This window comes from Salinicola sp. JS01 (assembly GCF_030284585.1).
Taxonomy (GTDB): Bacteria; Pseudomonadota; Gammaproteobacteria; order Pseudomonadales; family Halomonadaceae; genus Salinicola.
This window is the reverse complement of sequence record NZ_CP127244.1, coordinates 4,099,596-4,117,570: the sequence shown is the minus strand read 5'-3', so window position 1 is coordinate 4,117,570 and position 17,975 is coordinate 4,099,596. Positions and strand designations below refer to the sequence as shown.

General features: G+C 67.2%; 17 protein-coding genes. 16 read left to right on the top strand and 1 reads right to left on the bottom strand.

Annotated features, from left to right (window positions below):
- Positions 1-3 precede the first annotated feature (3 nt).
- The 9 genes from atpB to glmU all read left to right on the top strand — a co-directional run bounded on the left by atpB (position 4) and on the right by glmU (position 8,265).
- Positions 4-870 (top strand): F0F1 ATP synthase subunit A, encoded by an 867-nt coding sequence (gene atpB, locus QO259_RS18805; RefSeq protein ID WP_035470106.1) that lies wholly within the window; start codon positions 4-6, stop codon positions 868-870.
- A 67-nt stretch (positions 871-937) separates the two neighbouring features.
- A complete protein-coding gene (atpE, locus tag QO259_RS18800; RefSeq protein WP_011508579.1) occupies positions 938-1,186 on the top strand; it encodes a F0F1 ATP synthase subunit C in 249 nt (82 codons plus the stop codon).
- Positions 1,187-1,255: 69 nt separating this feature from the next.
- Complete coding sequence (locus tag QO259_RS18795; protein WP_110673744.1) at positions 1,256-1,726, top strand: F0F1 ATP synthase subunit B; 471 nt, start codon at positions 1,256-1,258, stop codon at positions 1,724-1,726.
- An 11-nt stretch (positions 1,727-1,737) separates the two neighbouring features.
- Entirely contained in the window at positions 1,738-2,286 is a 549-nt protein-coding gene (locus QO259_RS18790) for a F0F1 ATP synthase subunit delta (RefSeq protein WP_207036551.1), read from the top strand.
- A gap of 16 nt (positions 2,287-2,302) precedes the next feature.
- Positions 2,303-3,847 carry a F0F1 ATP synthase subunit alpha gene (atpA, locus tag QO259_RS18785; protein ID WP_035470101.1) on the top strand — a complete coding sequence of 515 codons (1,545 nt, stop codon included), beginning with the start codon at positions 2,303-2,305 and terminating at the stop codon, positions 3,845-3,847.
- A 71-nt stretch (positions 3,848-3,918) separates the two neighbouring features.
- On the top strand, positions 3,919-4,809 hold the full coding sequence (gene atpG / locus QO259_RS18780) for a F0F1 ATP synthase subunit gamma (RefSeq protein WP_285951165.1): 891 nt from the start codon (positions 3,919-3,921) through the stop codon (positions 4,807-4,809).
- A 78-nt stretch (positions 4,810-4,887) separates the two neighbouring features.
- Complete coding sequence (gene atpD, locus QO259_RS18775) at positions 4,888-6,279, top strand: F0F1 ATP synthase subunit beta (protein WP_285951164.1); 1,392 nt, start codon at positions 4,888-4,890, stop codon at positions 6,277-6,279.
- Between the two features lie 57 nt (positions 6,280-6,336).
- The gene (locus QO259_RS18770; protein ID WP_035470097.1) at positions 6,337-6,762 is read left to right on the top strand and encodes a F0F1 ATP synthase subunit epsilon; all 426 of its coding nucleotides are present in this window, start codon (positions 6,337-6,339) and stop codon (positions 6,760-6,762) included.
- A gap of 135 nt (positions 6,763-6,897) precedes the next feature.
- Positions 6,898-8,265 (top strand): bifunctional UDP-N-acetylglucosamine diphosphorylase/glucosamine-1-phosphate N-acetyltransferase GlmU, encoded by a 1,368-nt coding sequence (gene glmU / locus QO259_RS18765; RefSeq protein WP_285951163.1) that lies wholly within the window; start codon positions 6,898-6,900, stop codon positions 8,263-8,265.
- Between the two features lie 316 nt (positions 8,266-8,581).
- Here the strand turns inward: glmU and QO259_RS18760 are convergent, their stop codons facing one another.
- Positions 8,582-9,751 carry a DUF1615 domain-containing protein gene (locus QO259_RS18760; RefSeq protein ID WP_285951162.1) on the bottom strand — a complete coding sequence of 390 codons (1,170 nt, stop codon included), beginning with the start codon at positions 9,749-9,751 and terminating at the stop codon, positions 8,582-8,584.
- 165 nt (positions 9,752-9,916) lie between these two features.
- Between QO259_RS18760 and QO259_RS20325 the strand changes: the two genes are divergently transcribed.
- From QO259_RS20325 to QO259_RS18730, 7 genes are all read left to right on the top strand, one after another.
- On the top strand, positions 9,917-9,997 hold the full coding sequence (locus tag QO259_RS20325; protein WP_081919048.1) for a potassium-transporting ATPase subunit F: 81 nt from the start codon (positions 9,917-9,919) through the stop codon (positions 9,995-9,997).
- A 1-nt stretch (position 9,998) separates the two neighbouring features.
- Positions 9,999-11,693: a potassium-transporting ATPase subunit KdpA gene (kdpA, locus tag QO259_RS18755; RefSeq protein ID WP_285951161.1), complete on the top strand. Its 1,695-nt coding sequence runs from the start codon at positions 9,999-10,001 to the stop codon at positions 11,691-11,693.
- A gap of 30 nt (positions 11,694-11,723) precedes the next feature.
- Positions 11,724-13,037, top strand: coding sequence for an HAD-IC family P-type ATPase (locus QO259_RS20400; protein WP_502949121.1), 1,314 nt, complete (start codon positions 11,724-11,726; stop codon positions 13,035-13,037).
- Positions 13,007-13,753 carry an HAD-IC family P-type ATPase gene (locus tag QO259_RS20395; protein WP_502949120.1) on the top strand — a complete coding sequence of 249 codons (747 nt, stop codon included), beginning with the start codon at positions 13,007-13,009 and terminating at the stop codon, positions 13,751-13,753. The genes QO259_RS20400 and QO259_RS20395 overlap by 31 nt, the downstream gene beginning before the upstream one ends.
- Before the next feature lie 92 nt (positions 13,754-13,845).
- Entirely contained in the window at positions 13,846-14,502 is a 657-nt protein-coding gene (gene kdpC / locus QO259_RS18740; RefSeq protein ID WP_285951159.1) for a potassium-transporting ATPase subunit KdpC, read from the top strand.
- Positions 14,503-14,554: 52 nt separating this feature from the next.
- Positions 14,555-17,275, top strand: a complete 2,721-nt coding sequence (locus QO259_RS18735; protein WP_285951158.1) for an ATP-binding protein — start codon at positions 14,555-14,557, stop codon at positions 17,273-17,275.
- On the top strand, positions 17,268-17,972 hold the full coding sequence (locus QO259_RS18730) for a response regulator (protein WP_285951157.1): 705 nt from the start codon (positions 17,268-17,270) through the stop codon (positions 17,970-17,972). Before QO259_RS18735 ends, QO259_RS18730 begins: the two co-directional genes overlap by 8 nt.
- Positions 17,973-17,975 lie beyond the last annotated feature (3 nt).

Sequence of the window (17,975 nt, the reverse complement as noted above, 5' to 3'; positions counted from 1 at the left end):
ACCATGGCTGGCAACAACCCGACGAGTACGGAGTACATTCAGCACCACCTGCAGAACATGACCTTCGGTCTGCATCCGGAGCATGGCTGGTCGCTGGCGCACTCTGCCGCAGAGGCCCGTGAAATGGGCTTCTGGGCGATCCATGTCGACACCATGGGATGGTCCATCGGGTTGGGGGTGCTGTTCCTGTATCTGTTCCGCCTGGTTGCCAAGCGCGCTTCCACCGGTGTGCCCACCGGTCTGCAGAACTTCGTCGAAATGATGGTCGAGTTCGTCGACGGTTCGGTGCGCGAGACCTTCCACGGCAAGAGCAAACTGGTCGCCCCGCTGGCGCTGACCATCTTTTGCTGGATCTTCTTGATGAACCTGATGGACCTGGTGCCGGTGGACTTCCTGCCGATGCTGGCCCAGAAGGTCGGTGCCTGGTTCGGTGCCGATCCGGCGCACGTCTACTTCAAGGTCGTGCCGACCACCGACGTCAACGCCACCTTCGGCATGTCGCTGTCGGTCTTCGCGCTGATCATTTTCTATTCGATTCGTACCAAGGGCCTCTCCGGCTTCCTCGCCGAGCTGACCCTGCATCCGTTCAACACGCCCAACAAATTCGCCCAGATCCTGTTGATTCCGGTCAATCTTCTGCTTGAGCTCGTCACCCTTCTGGCCAAACCGGTCTCTCTGGCGTTGCGACTCTTCGGTAACCTCTACGCCGGTGAGTTGATCTTCATCCTGATCGCGATGATCGGACTGTGGCAGCTGCCGCTGCACTTCCCGTGGGCGGTGTTCCACATCCTGATCATCACGCTGCAGGCATTCATCTTCATGATGCTCACCATCGTCTATCTCAGCATGGCGACCGAAGAGCAGCATTGAGACGCGTTTCCTTCAACCCCTAACCCGTAAACTCGACTGCAAGACTGACTGAAAACTGGAGACAACCATGGAAGCACAAGTTCTGGGCATGACCGCGATTGCCGTTTCTCTGCTGATCGGCCTCGGCGCACTGGGTACCGCTATCGGTTTCGGTATTCTGGGTGGCAAGTTCCTGGAAGGCGCTGCGCGTCAGCCGGAGATGATCCCGCAGCTGCAGGTCAAGATGTTCATCGTCGCTGGTCTGCTCGACGCCGTGACCATGATCGGCGTGGGTATCGCTCTGTTCTTCACCTTCGCCAACCCGTTTGTCGGTTAACGTCGCCGTCTACGGCCCGCGTGGCCGCGGTGACCTTAACCCCAAACTTGTGACGCGAGAGGTGCTGGCGTGAATCTGAACCTTACACTGATTGGTCAGGCCATTGCCTTTGCGGTCTTCGTCTGGTTCTGCATGAAGTATGTATGGCCGCCGGTCATGCAGGCGCTGCAGGAACGACAGAAGAAGATCGCCGACGGTCTGGATGCGGCCAGCCGTGCTACCCGCGATCTCGAAGTGGCTCAGGAAAAAGCCGAAGAGACGCTCAAGGAGAGCAAGGAGCAGGCGCAGCAGATCCTCGAACAGGCCAACAAGCGGGCCAATCAGATCGTCGAAGAGGCCCGTGACAACGCGCGGGCGGAAGGCGAGCGCATCATTGCAGGCGCTCGCAGCGAAATCGATCAGGAGATCAATCGCGCGAAGGAAGAGCTGCGTGCCCAGGTGGCGCTGCTGGCCGTGGCCGGCGCCGAGCGCATCCTGGAATCCTCCATCGACGAGTCGAAGCATCGTGAACTCGTCGACAAGCTCGCTGCCGAGCTCTAAGGAGGCGCACCATGGCTCAAACGTCTAGCGAAACCGTTGCACGACCCTACGCCAAGGCGGCGTTCGAGTTCGCGCGCGACAAGCAGGCGCTTCAAGCGTGGTCTCAGAGTCTTGCCCTGGCCGCGCAGGTGGCCGGGAACGCGGATGTCGGTGAGCGCGTGCTGGGCAATCCGCGGCTGACCGCCGCGGACAAGACCCGGCTGCTGCTGGAAGTGTGCGGCGACGACCTGAACGACACGAGCGTGCAGAACTTTCTGCACCTCGTCGGCGAGAAGGGGCGTCTGGCTGCACTGCCCGACATCTTCGAGGAGTTCGAGGCGCTGCGCGCCCAGGAAGAAAAGCGGGTCGACGTCACCATCGTCTCCGCCTTCGACCTGGACGAGGCGCAGCAGAACGTCCTCGCCGAGGCTCTGAAGAAGCGTCTGAATCGTGAAATCTCCATTACTACTCAGGTGGACCGCGAGCTGTTGGGCGGCGTGATCCTGCGTACCGGCGATACCGTCATCGACGGGTCGGTACGCGGTCGATTGCAGCGTCTGCGCGAAGCGCTCACCGCTTGAGTTCGAGGGACATGGCATGCAGCAACTGAATCCTTCCGAGATCAGCGACATCATCAAACAGCGTATCGACAAGCTGGATGTCGCCTCCGAAGCCCGTAATCAGGGCACCGTCGTCAGCGTCGCTGACGGCATCGTCCGCATCCACGGCCTGGCCGATGCGATGCTCGGCGAAATGATCGAATTCCCCGGTGGCGTCTACGGCATGGCGCTCAACCTCGAGCGCGACAGCGTCGGCGCCGTGGTCCTGGGTGACTACCTCGAGCTCGAAGAGGGCATGACCGCGCAGTGCACCGGTCGTATCCTCGAAGTGCCGGTGGGTCCGGAGCTGGTCGGCCGCGTGGTCGATGCGCTGGGCAACCCGATCGATGGCAAGGGCGACATCGAGACCACCCAGACCGACGCGATCGAAAAGGTCGCCCCGGGCGTCATCACCCGTCAGTCGGTCGACCAGCCGGTGCAGACCGGCCTCAAGTCGATCGACGCCATGGTGCCGATCGGCCGCGGCCAGCGTGAGCTGATCATCGGCGACCGTCAGATCGGTAAGTCCGCGGTGGCGATCGACACGATCATCAACCAGAAGGGCACCGGGGTCACCTGTATCTACGTCGCGATCGGTCAGAAGCAGTCGACCATCGCCAACGTGGTGCGCAAGCTCGAAGAGCACGGCGCCATGGACCACACCATCGTGGTCGCCGCCGGCGCCGCCGATCCGGCCGCCATGCAGTACCTGGCGCCCTACGCCGGCTGCACCATGGGCGAGTACTTCCGCGACCGTGGCGAAGATGCGCTGATCGTCTACGACGACCTCTCCAAGCAGGCCGTCGCCTACCGTCAGATCTCGCTGCTGCTGCGCCGTCCGCCGGGCCGTGAAGCCTATCCGGGTGACGTCTTCTACCTCCACTCGCGTCTGCTCGAGCGCGCCGCGCGCGTCAACGCCGAGTACGTCGAGAAGTTCACCAACGGTGAAGTGAAGGGCAAGACCGGCTCGCTGACCGCGCTGCCGATCATCGAGACCCAGGGTGGCGACGTCTCGGCGTTCGTTCCCACCAACGTGATCTCGATCACCGACGGCCAGATCTTCCTCGAGACCGGTCTGTTCAACTCGGGTATCCGTCCGGCCATCAACGCCGGTCTCTCGGTCTCCCGTGTGGGTGGTTCGGCCCAGACCAAGATCATCAAGAAGCTCGGCGGCGGTGTGCGTCTGGCGCTGGCCCAGTACCGTGAGCTGGCGGCGTTCTCGCAGTTCGCGTCCGACCTCGACGAGGCGACCCGCAAGCAGCTCGAGCACGGTCAGCGTGTCACCGAGCTGATGAAGCAGAAGCAGTACTCGCCGATGTCCGTGGCTCAGATGGCGCTGACGCTGTACGCCGCCAACGAAGGCTATCTGGACGATGTCGCGGTCGACAAGGTCCTCGATTTCGAGCGTGCCCTGCAGGACTACATGAAGTCCGAGCACGCCGACCTGCTCGACAAGATCAACTCAAGCGGCGGCTACGACGACGAGATCCAGAAGGGTCTCAAGTCGGGTCTCGAGTCGTTCAAGTCCACTCAGACCTGGTAAGCGGTGCGGCCCGCCTCCTCCGGGAGCGGGCCGCCTCGCCCAGCTGAGCGGCAGGAATCAGGTGATCCGCGATGGCAGCTGCAAAAGAGATCAAATCCCAGATCGGGAGCATCAAGAACACGCAGAAAATCACCAGCGCCATGGAAATGGTCGCTGCGTCGAAAATGCGTCGGGCCCAGGACCGCATGGCGGCCAGCCAGCCCTATGCCAACCTGATCCGCCGGGTGGTCGGCCACGTCGCCAAGGCCAATCCGGAGTATCGTCACGAATATACCCTCGAGCGTGAGGTCAAGCGCGTGGGCTATATCGTGGTCTCCAGTGATCGGGGCCTGGCCGGCGGCTTGAACGTCAATCTGTTCAAGGCCGTGGTCAACCACGCCCGCGACTGGCACGACAAGGGTGTCGGCGCCGACTTCGCGGCCATCGGCAGCAAGGCCGGCGGTTTCTTCCGCAAGCGTGGCGGCAACCTGCTGGCGGCCAAGAAGGGGCTCGGCGATGCGCCGGAAGTCCAGGATCTGGTCGGCAGCATCAAGGTGATGCTCGATGCCTTCGACGAAGGCAGTCTGGATCGGCTCTACGTGGTGTACAACGAGTTCGTCAACACCATGAGCCAGAAACCCGTGGTGCGTCAGCTCCTGCCGCTCGAGGCGGTCGAGGACGACACCAAGGGCGATGAACAACCCAGTCCCGGTACGAATCAGGGTAATTGGGACTACCTGTATGAGCCGGATGCCAAGACCCTGCTCGATCACCTGCTGGTTCGCTACGTCGAATCCCAGGTGTATCAGGCCGTGGTCGAGAACGCGGCCTGCGAGCAGGCTGCGCGCATGATCGCGATGAAGAACGCGACCGACAACGCTGGCAATCTGATTGACGATCTGCAACTGGTGTACAACAAGGCGCGTCAGGCGGCCATTACCCAGGAAATTTCGGAAATCGTCGGTGGTGCCGCGGCGGTATGACGACGTCGCCCCGCGGGGCGACGCTCGCGAGTACGGCTTGGCCTACAGGTTTCATTTGCAGGTTTACGAGGAACCACTATGAGCGGACGTATCGTACAAATCATCGGCGCGGTGGTTGACGTAGAGTTTCCGCGGGACAATGTCCCCAAGGTCTACGACGCGCTGACGGTCTCGGGCAAAGAGGCCATTCTCGAAGTGCAACAGCAGCTCGGCGACGGCGTGGTGCGCGCCATCGTCATGGGCTCCAGTGAAGGTCTGCAGCGCGGCATCGAAGTGGCCAACACCGGTGCCCCGATCTCCGTGCCGGTGGGCAAGGAGACGCTGGGCCGCATCATGAACGTGCTCGGCGAGCCGATCGACGAAGCCGGCGACATCGGTGGCAGCGCCAGCGCCGACGTCGAGCGCATGCCGATCCACCGTCAGGCACCGACCTACGCCGAGCAGGCCGCGTCGAGCGAACTGCTCGAGACCGGCATCAAGGTCATCGACCTGGTCTGCCCGTTCGCCAAGGGCGGCAAGGTCGGCCTGTTCGGCGGCGCCGGCGTGGGCAAGACCGTCAACATGATGGAGCTGATCCGTAACATCGCCACCGAGCACAGCGGTTACTCGGTGTTTGCCGGTGTCGGTGAGCGTACGCGTGAAGGTAACGACTTCTACCACGAGATGCAGGAGTCGAACGTTCTCGACAAGGTCGCACTCGTCTACGGCCAGATGAACGAGCCGCCGGGCAACCGTCTGCGCGTGGCCCTGACCGGCCTGACCATCGCCGAGAAGTTCCGTGACGAAGGTCGCGACGTACTGCTGTTCGTCGACAACATCTACCGCTACACCCTGGCCGGTACCGAAGTGTCGGCCCTGCTGGGTCGTATGCCGTCGGCGGTGGGCTACCAGCCGACCCTGGCCGAAGAGATGGGCGCCCTGCAGGAGCGTATCACCTCGACCAAGACCGGCTCGATCACCTCCGTGCAGGCCGTCTACGTGCCCGCGGACGACCTGACCGACCCGTCGCCGGCGACCACCTTCGCCCACCTCGACTCCACCGTGACGCTGTCGCGCTCGATCGCCGAGCTGGGTATCTACCCGGCCGTCGACCCGCTCGACTCCACCTCGCGTCAGCTCGACCCGCTGGTGGTCGGCGAGGAGCACTACGACACCGCGCGCGGTGTGCAGAACGTGCTCCAGCGCTACAAGGAGCTCAAGGACATCATCGCCATCCTGGGGATGGACGAGCTCTCCGACGAGGACAAGCTGGCGGTATCGCGGGCGCGTAAGATCCAGCGCTTCCTGTCGCAGCCGTTCTTCGTCGCCGAGGTGTTCACCGGCGCGCCCGGCAAGTACGTCTCGCTCAAGGAGACCATCCGTGGCTTCCAGGGCATCCTCAACGGTGACTACGACGACATGCCCGAGCAGGCTTTCTACATGGTCGGTACCATCGACGAAGCGGTCGAGAAAGCCAAGAGCATGAAGTAAGTCAGCCTGGTTCCGGGGTATCGTACCCCGGGGCCTCTGGCACAAGAGGATAGCGCTATGGCCACATTTCAGTGCGATATCGTCAGCGCCGAGAAGGAGATCTTCTCGGGCAGCGCGGAGCAGCTCATCGCTGCCGGCGTGGCTGGCGATCTGGGTATCCTGCGCGGTCACGCGCCGCTTCTGACCGAGCTCAAGCCCGGTCCGGTGCGCGTCATCCAGGAGAGCGGCGAGGAAGAGCTCTACTACGTCACCGGCGGCTTCCTCGAAGTCCAGCCGGACGTGGTCTCGGTGCTGGCGGATACCGCCATTCGCGCCAGCGACCTGGACGAAGCCGAAGCCGAGCAGGCGCGCCAGCATGCGCTGCAGTCGCTCAACGACCAGCAGTCGGAGCTCGACTACACGCGTGCCGCCGCCGAGCTGGCCGAAGCCGCCGCCCAGCTGCGCACGCTGCAGCAGCTGCGGCGCAAGGGCGGGCGCGGCTGATCCTGCGCACCTGCGCAGGTGCCGACCCCGCTGGCAGGACCCGAAAAAGGCGACTCTCCGGAGTCGCCTTTTTCATGCGGTGCGGTTACCTCGATAATGGCACCGACCCGATACCGAACAGGAAAGGATGATCCCATGTCACTCGACGTCGTGATTCTGGCCGCCGGCCAGGGAACCCGCATGCGCTCCAAGACCCCCAAGGTACTGCACCGCCTGGCGGGCAGACCGCTGGTGCAGCATGTCGTGGACACCGCCGCGGGGCTCGAAGAGGCGCGTCTGCACGTGGTGGTCGGTCATGGCGGTGAGGCGGTGCGCGAAGCCCTCGACGGACGCGGCCTGAACTTCTGCGAGCAGGCCGAGCAGAAGGGGACCGGCCATGCCGTTGCCCAGGCCCTCGACGACCTCGGCGATGGCAAGGTGCTGGTGCTCTACGGCGACGTGCCGCTGATCCAGGCCAAGACCCTCAAGGCACTCCTCGAGGGGGTCGACGAGCAGCACATGGGGCTTCTGACCGTGACCCTCGACGACCCCAGCGGCTACGGGCGCATCGTGCGTAACGACAAGCAGGCGGTGGTGGCGATCGTCGAACACAAGGATGCCACCAGCGCGCAGCGCGCCATCCGCGAGTGCAATACCGGAATCATGGCGATGACCGCAGCCCAGCTCAAGCGCTGGCTGCCGCAGCTCTCCGCCGAGAACGCCCAGGGCGAGTACTACCTGACCGACGTCATCGCCATGGCCGCCGGCGATGGGGTCGAGATCAAGGCTGCCCAGCCGGCGTCGCCGATCGAGGTCGAAGGGGTCAACGAGCGCCGCCAGCTCGCCACCCTGGAGCGCGCCTTCCAGCGCCGCCAGGCCGAACGGCTGATGGCCGCCGGGGTGACCCTGGCCGACCCGGCACGCTTCGATCTACGCGGCGACGTCACCGTGGGGCGCGATATCGAGATCGATGTCGGGGTGATCCTCGAAGGCCATGTCATTCTCGAGGATGACGTGGTGATCGGCCCCCATTGCGTGATCAAGGACAGCGTCATCCGCCGCGGGGCGGTGATCAAGGCGCACAGCCATCTCGACGGCGCCGAGATGGGCGAGGAGAGCGACTGCGGGCCCTTCGCGCGTCTGCGCCCGGGGACGCGTCTCGGCGCCCGCGCCCATATCGGCAACTTCGTCGAGACCAAGAACGCCACCCTCGGCGAGGGCGTCAAGGCGGGGCATCTCAGCTATCTGGGGGATGCCGAGATCGGCCGCGACACCAACGTCGGCGCCGGCACTATCACCTGCAACTACGACGGTGCCAACAAGCACCTCACCCGGATCGGCGAGCGGGTCTTCGTCGGCTCCAACACCGCCCTGGTCGCGCCGCTGGCGATCGCCGACGATGCCACCATCGCCGCCGGCTCCACCATCACCCGCGAGGTGGCGCAGGGCGAGCTGGCCCTGGCCCGCAGCCGTCAGGTGGCCAAGCCCGGTTGGCAGCGCCCGGTGAAAAAGCCAAAAAACTGACTCTAGGCATCGCCAACTTCACCAGCGCTGGGATTAGCCACCCGATAGCGCCTATCGAGCGCACGCTGCGTATCTCTCGCCAAGCTGGGTCTTGCGACATGGATGTCGCAAGAGGCGCGTTGGGACAGGGATGTCCTTACGCGCCGACCCAAAGCGTGGGCGCGTGATACGCAGGGTTTCGTGCGCTTGTGGCGCGAAAAAGGGGAGCGCGAGGGGCTTGCCCCTCGCATTCACGAGCAGAAGGCTGGTCAATGAGCCCACAGTGGTAAGCGCTCGGCATTGAATCCAATCCGATACCTCCTCAAAGAGAATCTCCTCAACGACGCATACACTGCTGCCAGCGCGTTTCGACCCGCTGGGCGAACCAGGCGGTGGTCAGGTCGCGGGTGATCTTGGGACTTTCGAGCTTGATCCCCGGCAGGTGCGCATAGGGGGGCGGATGACCCGCCTGCCGCGCCGCCAGCGCGCGGACCTTGTCATAGAGCGCGGTACGCTCGAAGTCGAGAGAGTCTTCCTGCTCGAGGGCATCGCGGATCTCGCCGTTATCCATCCCCAGCCGCGGTTTCAGCGTGCGTACCGCGAGTTCGGTCTGTCCGGCCTGGCGTGAGCCGGGAATGATCAGGTCGCCGTCGAGGGCCAGCGGAATGCCGGAGAGCTGGCTCACCGCAGCCTGAAAGGCCGCATTGCGACTGGCGTACCAGCCCGCGTTGTAGTCGGCGAAGCGGTAGATCGGCTCAGCGTAGTGGGCGGTGTAGCCGAGCAGATGTGCGATGCCGAAATAGACGCCGCCGCGCCGGGTGAACACCTCGTGACGGATCGAGCCGTCGATCGGGTACGGGTAGTCGACGGCGTGCTTTTCGGCGAAGGCCACGCTGACCTGCATCGGCCCACCGGTATGCACCGGGTTGAGACCGCCGAACAGCTCCCGCCCCAGCGGCGCCATGTCGATGAAATCCTCGTACAGCTCGCTCAGTTGGCGCTCGCTGCGCACCTGGTCGAGGCGTTCGGCATAGGTCTCGCCGGTGGGCGAGGTCAGCTTCAGCCCCGCCGCGAGCAGAAAGCCGGGCACATGCAGCGCCGCGGCGCGGCGTTCGATCTCCTCGCGGGCGATACGGCCCAGATGGGGCACCTGCGGGTCGGCGTCGAAGGTCGACTCCTGGCCGATCACCGCCAGCGTGGCGCACAGGTTTTCGCGCGTGGCCGGCAGGTTCTGGGCCGCGAACGCCGCGGTGATGTCCGTGGCCCAGCCGTCGCGGTCGTGAGTGCCGGCAGGCATCAGCGTGACCAACTGCTGCTTGACGCTCGCCGGGGGCTGCTCGAAGCCGGGCTGCGGCGCCTGCGAGCTGCAGCCGGCGAGCAGGGCCAGCAGCGCCACGCCCAGCCAGCGGCGGGGCGCGCGCCGCACGCGGTCGCGGTGACAAGCCTTCGGACGAGGACGCCCGCCAGACGGGGCCAGGGCGAGGGGCGATAGCAGGGAAGTCGGCACGCGGGTCTCCATGGACGAGAAGGGATGATGATGCCCAGCCCGCGGCGGCTTGACCATGACATGGGACATTTTTACGCCCTCTTTACGCCTCACGGCGCTTTTCGATCTCGAATTTTTACGCCGCCGGCATCGAGACTGAGCCTCCCCTGACCTGGAGTGCTCGGCATGTCCTACCTGATGCTGGCGATCGCCGCCGCCACCGCGCTGTATCTGGGAGTCGCCCTGTGGCGGCCGGAGCGGTTCTGAGATGAGTGCGCTGACGCTCTGCTATGCGCTGCTCATCGGCCTGGCGCTGCCCCTGGGCCTCTACATGGGCCGTGCGCTGGATACGCATCGCCCCAGCGCGCTGGATCGCCTGTTCGGGCCGCTGGAGGCGGCCCTGATGCGCCTGGCCGGTGTCGACCGACGCGCGTCGATGACCTGGTCGGCCTATCTGCTCGCGGTGTTGAAACTCCACCTGCTGCTGATCGTGCTGGCCTGGCTCGTCTTCATGGGCCAGGGAGTGTTGCCGCTCAACCCCGATGGCATTCCCGGCATGCACTGGGATACGGCACTGCATACGGCCGTCTCGTTCGCCACCAACACCAATCAGCAGCACTACTCGGGCCAGGCCCAGCTCTCCTACCTGAGCCAGACCCTGGCCATCGTCACCCTGCAGTTCCTGACCCCGGCCACCGGGCTTGCGGTGCTGCTGGCGATCACCCGCAGCCTGCTGCGCCGCCCCGCAGCCGCGGACAATGCGACCGCCGGCGTGGGCAACTACTACCTCGACCTGACCCGCATCGTGATCCGGGTACTGCTGCCGCTGGCGCTGGTGACCGCCCTGGTCCTGGTATGGCAGGGCGTGCCGGCGACCTACCAGGGCGCCCAGCGGGTGACGATGCTCGAGAGTGGCGCGCTGCAGACGATCCCGCGCGGGCCGGTGGCGGCGATGGTGGCGATCAAGCAGCTGGGTACCAATGGCGGAGGTTGGTACGGGCCCAATTCGAGCGTGCCGCTGGAGAACCCCACCGCGCTCGCCGACGTGGTCGAGAGCGTGGCCCTGCTGCTGATTCCGCTGGCCTCGCTGATCGCGGTGGCGATGATCAGCGGGCGCCGTCGGCTCCTGCTGGGGATCGGCGGGGTGATGCTGGCACTGTCGTTGGCGAGCACCACCCTGGTGATGTTCTCCGAGCGCCTGCCCAATGCCGCTCTCCACGGTCTGGCGCTGGCCGGGCCCAACCTGGAGGGCAAGGAGCTGCGCTTCGGCAGCGACCTCTCGGCGCTGTGGGGTAGCTGGACCACCCAGACCTCCAACGGCTCGGTCAACGCGATGCTCGACAGCTTCAATCCGCTCGGCGGGCTGGGGCTGTTGATGGACATGTTCGTCAACGTCACCTTCGGCGGTATCGGGGTCGGCCTGATCGGCTATCTGCTCTACCTGATGCTGGCGGCCTTCATCGGCTCGCTGATGGTGGGGCGGGCGCCGGAGCTGTTCGGCAAGCCCCTGGAGACCCGTGAGATGCGCTGGATCTCGCTGGCGATCCTGGCTCAGCCGCTCAGCGTGCTCGGCCTGAGCGCCCTGGCGGTGAGCTTCCCCGGCCTCGCCGGCACCAGCAACCCGGGCTATCACGGGCTCTCCCAGGTGCTCTACGAATACACCTCGGCGTTCGCCAACAACGGCTCGGGCTTCGAAGGTCTCGCCGACGCCACGCCGTGGTGGAACCTGAGCTGCGTGGTGGCGCTGGCGCTCGGGCGCTTCCTGCCCATGCTGGTGCCGCTGGCGGTCGCCGGCTGGCTGGCCGGCAAGCGCACGGCGCCGCAGGGGCGCGGCAGCCTGGATCTGGAGAGCGGCGCCTGCGTCGGGCTCACCGCCGGGGTCATCGTCATCGTCAATCTGCTGGGGTTTCTGCCCGTGCTGGTGCTGGGCCCCATCGCCGAACAGTTGAGCCTGGCCGGCTGAGCCCGCGCCCGGACATCACGAGGAGCTCCCATGACTCTGCTTGCCTCTGATACTGCCGCGCGCCGCGCGCGCCCGGCACCGCTGTGGCTGATGGGCGAGTCCCTGCGCCGGCTCGATCCGCGCAGCCTGGCGCGCAACCCGGTGATGGCGGTGGTCGCCATCGGCACCCTGGTGTGTGCGCTCTACACCGCGCTGACGTTCGCCCGCGGCGAGAGCGGTACCGGCTTCGCCCTCGCCGTCAGCCTGATCCTGCTCGCCACGCTGCTGTTCGCCAATGCCGCCGAGGCCCTGGCCGAGTCGCGCGGCAAGGCCCACGCCGGTGCCCTGCGTGCCACCCGCGGCGAGTTGCAGGCACGCCGTCTTACCCAGAACGGCGAGGAGATGGTCGCCGCCGAGCGGCTGCGCCGGGGGGACCGCGTGCGGGTGGTCGCCGGCGAGCTGATCCCCGCCGACGGTGAGATCGTCGACGGGGCCGGCTCGATCAACGAATCCGCGGTCACCGGTGAATCGGCCCCGGTGCTGCGCGAGGCCGGCACTGACAACAGCGGCGTCAGTGCCGGTACCAAGCTGCTCTCCGACGAACTGCTCGTCGAGGTCAGCGTCGACCCCGGTGAGTCGCTGCTCGATCGCATGATCGCCCTGGTCGAGGGCGCCAGCCGCCAGAAGACTCCCAGCGAGCTGGCGCTCTCGGTGCTGCTGTCGACGCTCACCCTGATCTTTCTGATCGTCGTCGTCACGCTGGTACCGCTGGCCCAGTTCGTGGGTATCTCGGCTTCGCCGGTGATGCTGGTGGCGCTGCTGGTGTGCCTGATTCCGACCACCATCGGCGGGCTTTTGCCGGCCATCGGTATCGCCGGGATGGAGCGCGCCATGCGGGCCAATCTGGTCGCCAAGTCGGGCAAGGCGGTGGAGATCGCCGGCAGCATCGACACCCTGCTGCTCGACAAGACCGGCACGATCACGCTCGGTGACCGCCGTGCCACCGAGTTTGCCGCCTGCCACGGGGTCGACCCGGCGCGACTGCGCGAGGTCGCCGCGCTCTGCTCGCTCGAGGACCCAACGCCGGAAGGCCGCTCGATCGTGGTGCTGGCGAGAGCGCAGGGTGCGGCGCTGGCGCCCGTCGAAGACGCCGACGTGGTGCCGTTCAGCGCCGCCAGCCGGGTCTCCGGGCTCGACTTCGCCGATGGCCGGCGTTGGCGCAAGGGCGCGCCCAACGCCATCGCCCGGCAGATACAGGAAGCCGGTGGTCGCGTGCCGGCGGATTTCGAGACGCTGGTCGAGCGCATCTCGCGCCACGGTGCCACCCCCTGGCGGTGGCCGAAGAGGCGCGCCTGCTGGGCGTGATCGCGCTCTCCGACGTGATCAAGCCGGGCATCGCCGAGCGCTTCGCGCAGCTGCGCCAGATGGGCGTGAAGACGCTGATGATCACCGGCGACAACCCGATCACCGCCGCGGCGATCGCTGCCGAGGCGGGGGTCGACGACTACGTCGCCGAGGCGACCCCCGAGCGCAAGCTCGCGCTGATCCGCGAAGAGCAGGCCGCCGGGCGGCTGGTGGCGATGATGGGCGACGGCACCAACGACGCCCCGGCGCTGGCCCAGGCCGATCTCGGCCTGGCGATGAATTCGGGCACCCAGGCCGCGCGCGAGGCGGCCAACATGGTCGATCTCGACTCCGACCCCGGCAAGCTGCTCAGCGCGGTGGAGATCGGCAAGCAGCTGCTGATCACCCGCGGCGCGCTGACCACCTTCTCGTTGGCCAACGACGTGGCCAAGTACTTCGTCATCCTGCCGGCGATCTTTGCCGCCAGCGCGCCGGCGCTGGGCAGTCTCGACGTGCTCGATCTGCACTCGCCGCAGTCGGCGGTGCTGGCGGCGGTCATCTTCAACGCCCTGGTGATCCCCGCGCTGATCCCGTTCGCCCTGCGGGGCGTGCGCGTACACGCGGCCTCGGCCAGCGCCATGCTGCGGCGCAACCTGCTGATCTACGGCGTCGGCGGCCTGCTGCTGCCGTTCCCGGCGATCAAGCTGATCGATCTGGCACTCGGCGCCCTGATGTGACGCCCTGCCGCTGGATAAGTCGACTGCTTCTACCGGTTGGGAAAGACATTCTCAGAAAAGGTCGTGAAAGACGCTCCGAGAGGGACAAGACGATGAGCAACGAGACGATGAGTGATGTGGCGATGAGTGATGTGCAGAGGGTCGATGAGACTGGCGCGGCCGCCGCGCCGGCCCGGGCCGGCGCCGGCTGGGGCTCGGCGCTGCGTTTCACGTTCGCCATGGCGCTGCTGCTGGGCCTGCTCTACCCGCTGGCCGTGGTCGGGCTGGGACAGTGGCTGTTTCCCCATCAGGCCAACGCCAGTCTGTTGGCCGACCCCGAGGGGCGGGTGCTCGGCTCGACGCTGGTGGGGCAGGCGTTCACCGGCGAGCGCTACTTCCAGGGCCGGCCCTCGGCGGTGGATTACGCCGCCGACACCCTCGGCGGCTCCAATCTGGCGCCGAGCAATCCGGCGCTGCGTCAGCGCGTCGAAGCCGATGCCAAGCGCATCACGGCCCGTGACGGTGTGGCGCCGGGCCGGATACCGGGGGATCTGCTGACCGCCTCGGGCTCCGGGGTCGACCCGCACATCAGCCCTCAGGCGGCGGCGATCCAGATCGCCCGGGTGGCCCGCGCCCGTGGCCTGCGCGAGGCGGATGTCCGCGCGCTGGTGGCGCGCTATAGTGACAGCGGCGGGTTCGGCCAGCCGCGGGTAGCGGTGCTGCCGCTCAATCTGGCCCTCGATGGCATCGCCATGCGGCCGCTGCCGTGAGCCTGCGTCGGGTATCTGCCGGTGTACCGTGCCGCCCCTGTCGGAGCCCTGTGTGAACCACACCCAAGACCCCCCGCGTCCGGACCCGGATGCGCTGTTGGCCACCACCCAGCATGGCGCTGCGCTACGCATCTTTCTGGGTGCCGCGCCGGGGGTGGGCAAGACCAGCGCCATGCTGCGTACCGCCCGCGAGCGTCACGAGCGCGGCGAGGAGGTGGTACTGGGGGTGATCGAGGCCCACGGGCGCGCCGAGACCGAGCAGCTGTGCGTCGGGCTCGAGCAACTGCCACCGGTGACGCGCGACTACCGCGGCCGTGGCTACTCGGAGTTCGATCTCGACGCAGCGCTGGCCCGGCGTCCGGCGATCCTGCTGGTCGATGAGCTGGCCCACCGCAATATTCCCGGCGGGCGCCACGCGCGGCGCTGGCAGGATATCGAGGAGCTGCTCGATGCGGGCATCGAGGTGTGGACCACGCTCAATGTCCAGCACGTCGAGCGGCTCAACGACGACGTCGCCCGGATCACCGGTGTGCGCATGCGCGAAACCGTGCCCGACGCGCTGATCGCCCGGGCCCGCGACCTGTCGCTGATCGACCTCACCCCGCAGGAGCTGATCGAGCGGCTCAAGCAGGGCAAGGTGTACGTCCCCGAGCAGGCCCGCGCGGCGCTGGCGCGCTACTTCTCTCCGGGTAACCTGACCGCGCTGCGTGAGCTGGCGCTGCAGGTGATGGCGGAGCGGCTCGACAGCGATGTGCGCCGGGTGATGGATGCCGGCGGCGTCGCCGGGCCCTGGCCGGTGCGCGCGCGTCTGCTGGTGGCGGTGGAGGGGCGGCGCGGTGACCAGGCGCTGCTGCGCGCCGCCAGCCGCTGGGCGCAGCGCCATCAGGCGCCGTGGGTGGTGGTGCTGGTGACGCCGCTGCGCGAGCTCGATGCCGCGGCGGCCGGCGAGGTGGGCACGCTGCGCCAGCAGAGCGAACAGCTCGGCGGCCGCTGGGAGACCCTGCGCGGTGACGATCCGCTGGCCGAGCTGCTCGAATACGCCACGCGCCACAACGTCACTACGCTGATGCTCGGACGCACCCCGCTCAAGTGGCGCTGGTGGCAGGCGCCGCTGGTCGATCGTCTGCTCGCCCGGCGTCCGCCGTTCGATCTGATCCTGCTTGCCGAGGCGCCCGCGGCACCGTCGCGGCGTACCCGGCAGTGGCGCTGGCCGCGCTGGCGCGAGGGGCTATGGCCGCTGGCCAGCGTGGCCCTGGCGGCAGCGGTGGCGGCGGGGCTGTCGAGCCTGCTCGATCTGGCCAACCTGTCGCTGGTGTTCCTCGCCGCGGTGCTGGCCTGCGCGCTCAAGGCGGGGACCCGCGCGGCGATGCTGGCGGTGGCGCTGAGCGCGCTGGTCTACAACTTCCTGTTCACCGAGCCGCGCTTCAGTCTGGCGATGATCCATCAGGATCAGGTGCTTACGGTGCTCGTGTTCTGCCTGGTCGCGGCGGTGGCCGGGCAGCTGGCCGGCAAGGTGCGGCGCCAGCTGCTGCTGCTGCGCCAGAGCCGGCATCAGATTCAGGAGATGCTGTCGATCTCGCGCGCCCTGGCGGCAGCGGTGGACCGCGAGCGGGTCCGTGAGATCGCGGTCAAGGTGCTGGCGGACCAGCTCGAGTTGCCGTGCGTCTTCGTCGACAGCCCCGAGGCCGAGGCGCCGCCGCGGGTCAGCGCCTCGCACCCCGGCAGCATCTCACTCGACGCCGCCACCCTGCAGGCGGCGCACTGGAGCCAGCGCCACGCCCGTCCCAGTGGCCACGGCACCCAGACCCTGGCCGCGCAGCGCTGGCGCTTCGTGCCGATCCTCGAGCAGGGCGCCAGCGAGGGGCCGGTGCCGGCGGTGCTGGGGCTGGCGCTCGGCGAACGTGGAACGGGGCTCGACGAAGCCGAGGAGGCGCTGGTGGCCAACCTGATCAATCAACTGGGTGCCGCGCTGGCGCGCACTCGGCTGGTCGAGGAGCTTGGCGCGGCCAGGCTGGCGGAAGAGAACGAACGCCTGCGCTCGGCGCTGCTGTCGTCGGTCTCCCACGACCTGCGCACGCCGCTGGCGGCGATCATCGGCTCCGCCAGTGCGCTGCGCGACCTGTGGGCCGAACTGGCGGAGAGCGACCGTCGCGAGCTGCTCGACGGCGTGCTCGGCGAGAGCGAACGTCTCAACCGCTATATCCAGAACCTGCTCGACATGACCCGGCTCGGACACGGCGGGCTCAAACTCGAGCGCGACTGGGTCGCCCTCGCCGATATCTTCCACTCGGCGCTCACGCGCCTGGGCTCGGTGGTCGAGCCGCTGCGCATCGAGCGTCACCTCGACCCACAGTTGCCACTGCTCTACGTGCATCCGGCGCTGATCGAGCAGGCGCTGATCAACGTGATCGAGAATGCCGCGCGTTTCTCGCCGCCGGGCGGGCGACTGCGGCTGGTGGGCGAACGGGAAGGGGAGTGGATCGTGATTCGGGTCGCCGATCAGGGGCCGGGTATTCCGGAAGCGCTGCGCGAGCGTATCTTCGACATGTTCTTCAGCGGTGGCGACGGCGACCGGGGCCCCCAGGGCAGCGGTCTGGGTCTGGCCATCTGCCGCGGCATGGTCGGCGCCCACGGTGGCGAGATCCGTGCCCGCGCGGCGGACTGGGGCAGCGGTAGTGAGATCGTGATCCGGCTGCCGCTGTGGGCGCTGCCCGAGACCGACACGAATTCCGAGATCGATATCAATAGGGAGAGCCAACCCCGCCATGACTGACGTCTCCCCCGAGCGTGGGCCGCGCCTGCTGGTGATCGAGGATGACCGCCAGATTCGGCGCTTTCTACGTATCAGTCTCCGCTCCCAGGGCTTCGAGGTGGAGGAGTGCGAGAGCGGTGCCGCCGGGGTGGCGGCGTTCAACCGCCAGCCGCCGGCGCTGGTGCTGCTCGATCTCGGCCTGCCCGACGTCGACGGCATGGAGGTGCTCGACGCCCTGCGCGCCCAGAGCGAGGTGCCGGTGCTGGTGGTCTCTGCCCGCGGCAGCGAGCGCGAGAAGGTCGCCGCGCTGGATGCCGGCGCCAACGACTACGTGACCAAGCCGTTCGGTATCCAGGAACTGCTGGCGCGGGTGCGTGTGGCGCTGCGCGCGCCTGCCACCGGTGCCACCCCCACGCTTTATCATCTGGGCGAGCTGACGCTGGATATCGCCGGGCACCGTGTCACCCGGCGCGGCGAAGCGCTGCACCTGACGCCGCGCGAGTTCAGCGTGCTGTCGATGCTGGCGCGCCAGCCGGACCGGGTGGTCACCCAGCATCAGCTGCTGGCCGAGATCTGGGGGCCGGTGCATGTCCACGACACCCACTATCTGCGCATCGTCATCAGCCGCTTGCGCCACAAGCTGGGCGACGACCCCGACGCCCCGCGCCTGATCCAGACCGAGCCGGGGGTCGGCTACCGTCTGGTGGCGACGCCTTGAGTC

Excerpts from the sequence above, each read along its gene's own strand:
- atpB (WP_035470106.1), top strand. The coding sequence starts at position 4 with ATGGCTGGCAACAACCCGACGAGTACGGAGTACATTCAGCACCACCTG.
- atpE (WP_011508579.1), top strand. The coding sequence starts at position 938 with ATGGAAGCACAAGTTCTGGGCATGACCGCGATTGCCGTTTCTCTGCTG.
- QO259_RS18790 (WP_207036551.1), top strand. The coding sequence starts at position 1,738 with ATGGCTCAAACGTCTAGCGAAACCGTTGCACGACCCTACGCCAAGGCG.
- atpA (WP_035470101.1), top strand. The coding sequence starts at position 2,303 with ATGCAGCAACTGAATCCTTCCGAGATCAGCGACATCATCAAACAGCGT.
- atpG (WP_285951165.1), top strand. The coding sequence starts at position 3,919 with ATGGCAGCTGCAAAAGAGATCAAATCCCAGATCGGGAGCATCAAGAAC.
- atpD (WP_285951164.1), top strand. The coding sequence starts at position 4,888 with ATGAGCGGACGTATCGTACAAATCATCGGCGCGGTGGTTGACGTAGAG.
- QO259_RS18770 (WP_035470097.1), top strand. The coding sequence starts at position 6,337 with ATGGCCACATTTCAGTGCGATATCGTCAGCGCCGAGAAGGAGATCTTC.
- glmU (WP_285951163.1), top strand. The coding sequence starts at position 6,898 with ATGTCACTCGACGTCGTGATTCTGGCCGCCGGCCAGGGAACCCGCATG.
- QO259_RS20325 (WP_081919048.1), top strand. The coding sequence starts at position 9,917 with ATGTCCTACCTGATGCTGGCGATCGCCGCCGCCACCGCGCTGTATCTG.
- kdpA (WP_285951161.1), top strand. The coding sequence starts at position 9,999 with ATGAGTGCGCTGACGCTCTGCTATGCGCTGCTCATCGGCCTGGCGCTG.
- QO259_RS20400 (WP_502949121.1), top strand. The coding sequence starts at position 11,724 with ATGACTCTGCTTGCCTCTGATACTGCCGCGCGCCGCGCGCGCCCGGCA.
- kdpC (WP_285951159.1), top strand. The coding sequence starts at position 13,846 with ATGAGCAACGAGACGATGAGTGATGTGGCGATGAGTGATGTGCAGAGG.
- QO259_RS18730 (WP_285951157.1), top strand. The coding sequence starts at position 17,268 with ATGACTGACGTCTCCCCCGAGCGTGGGCCGCGCCTGCTGGTGATCGAG.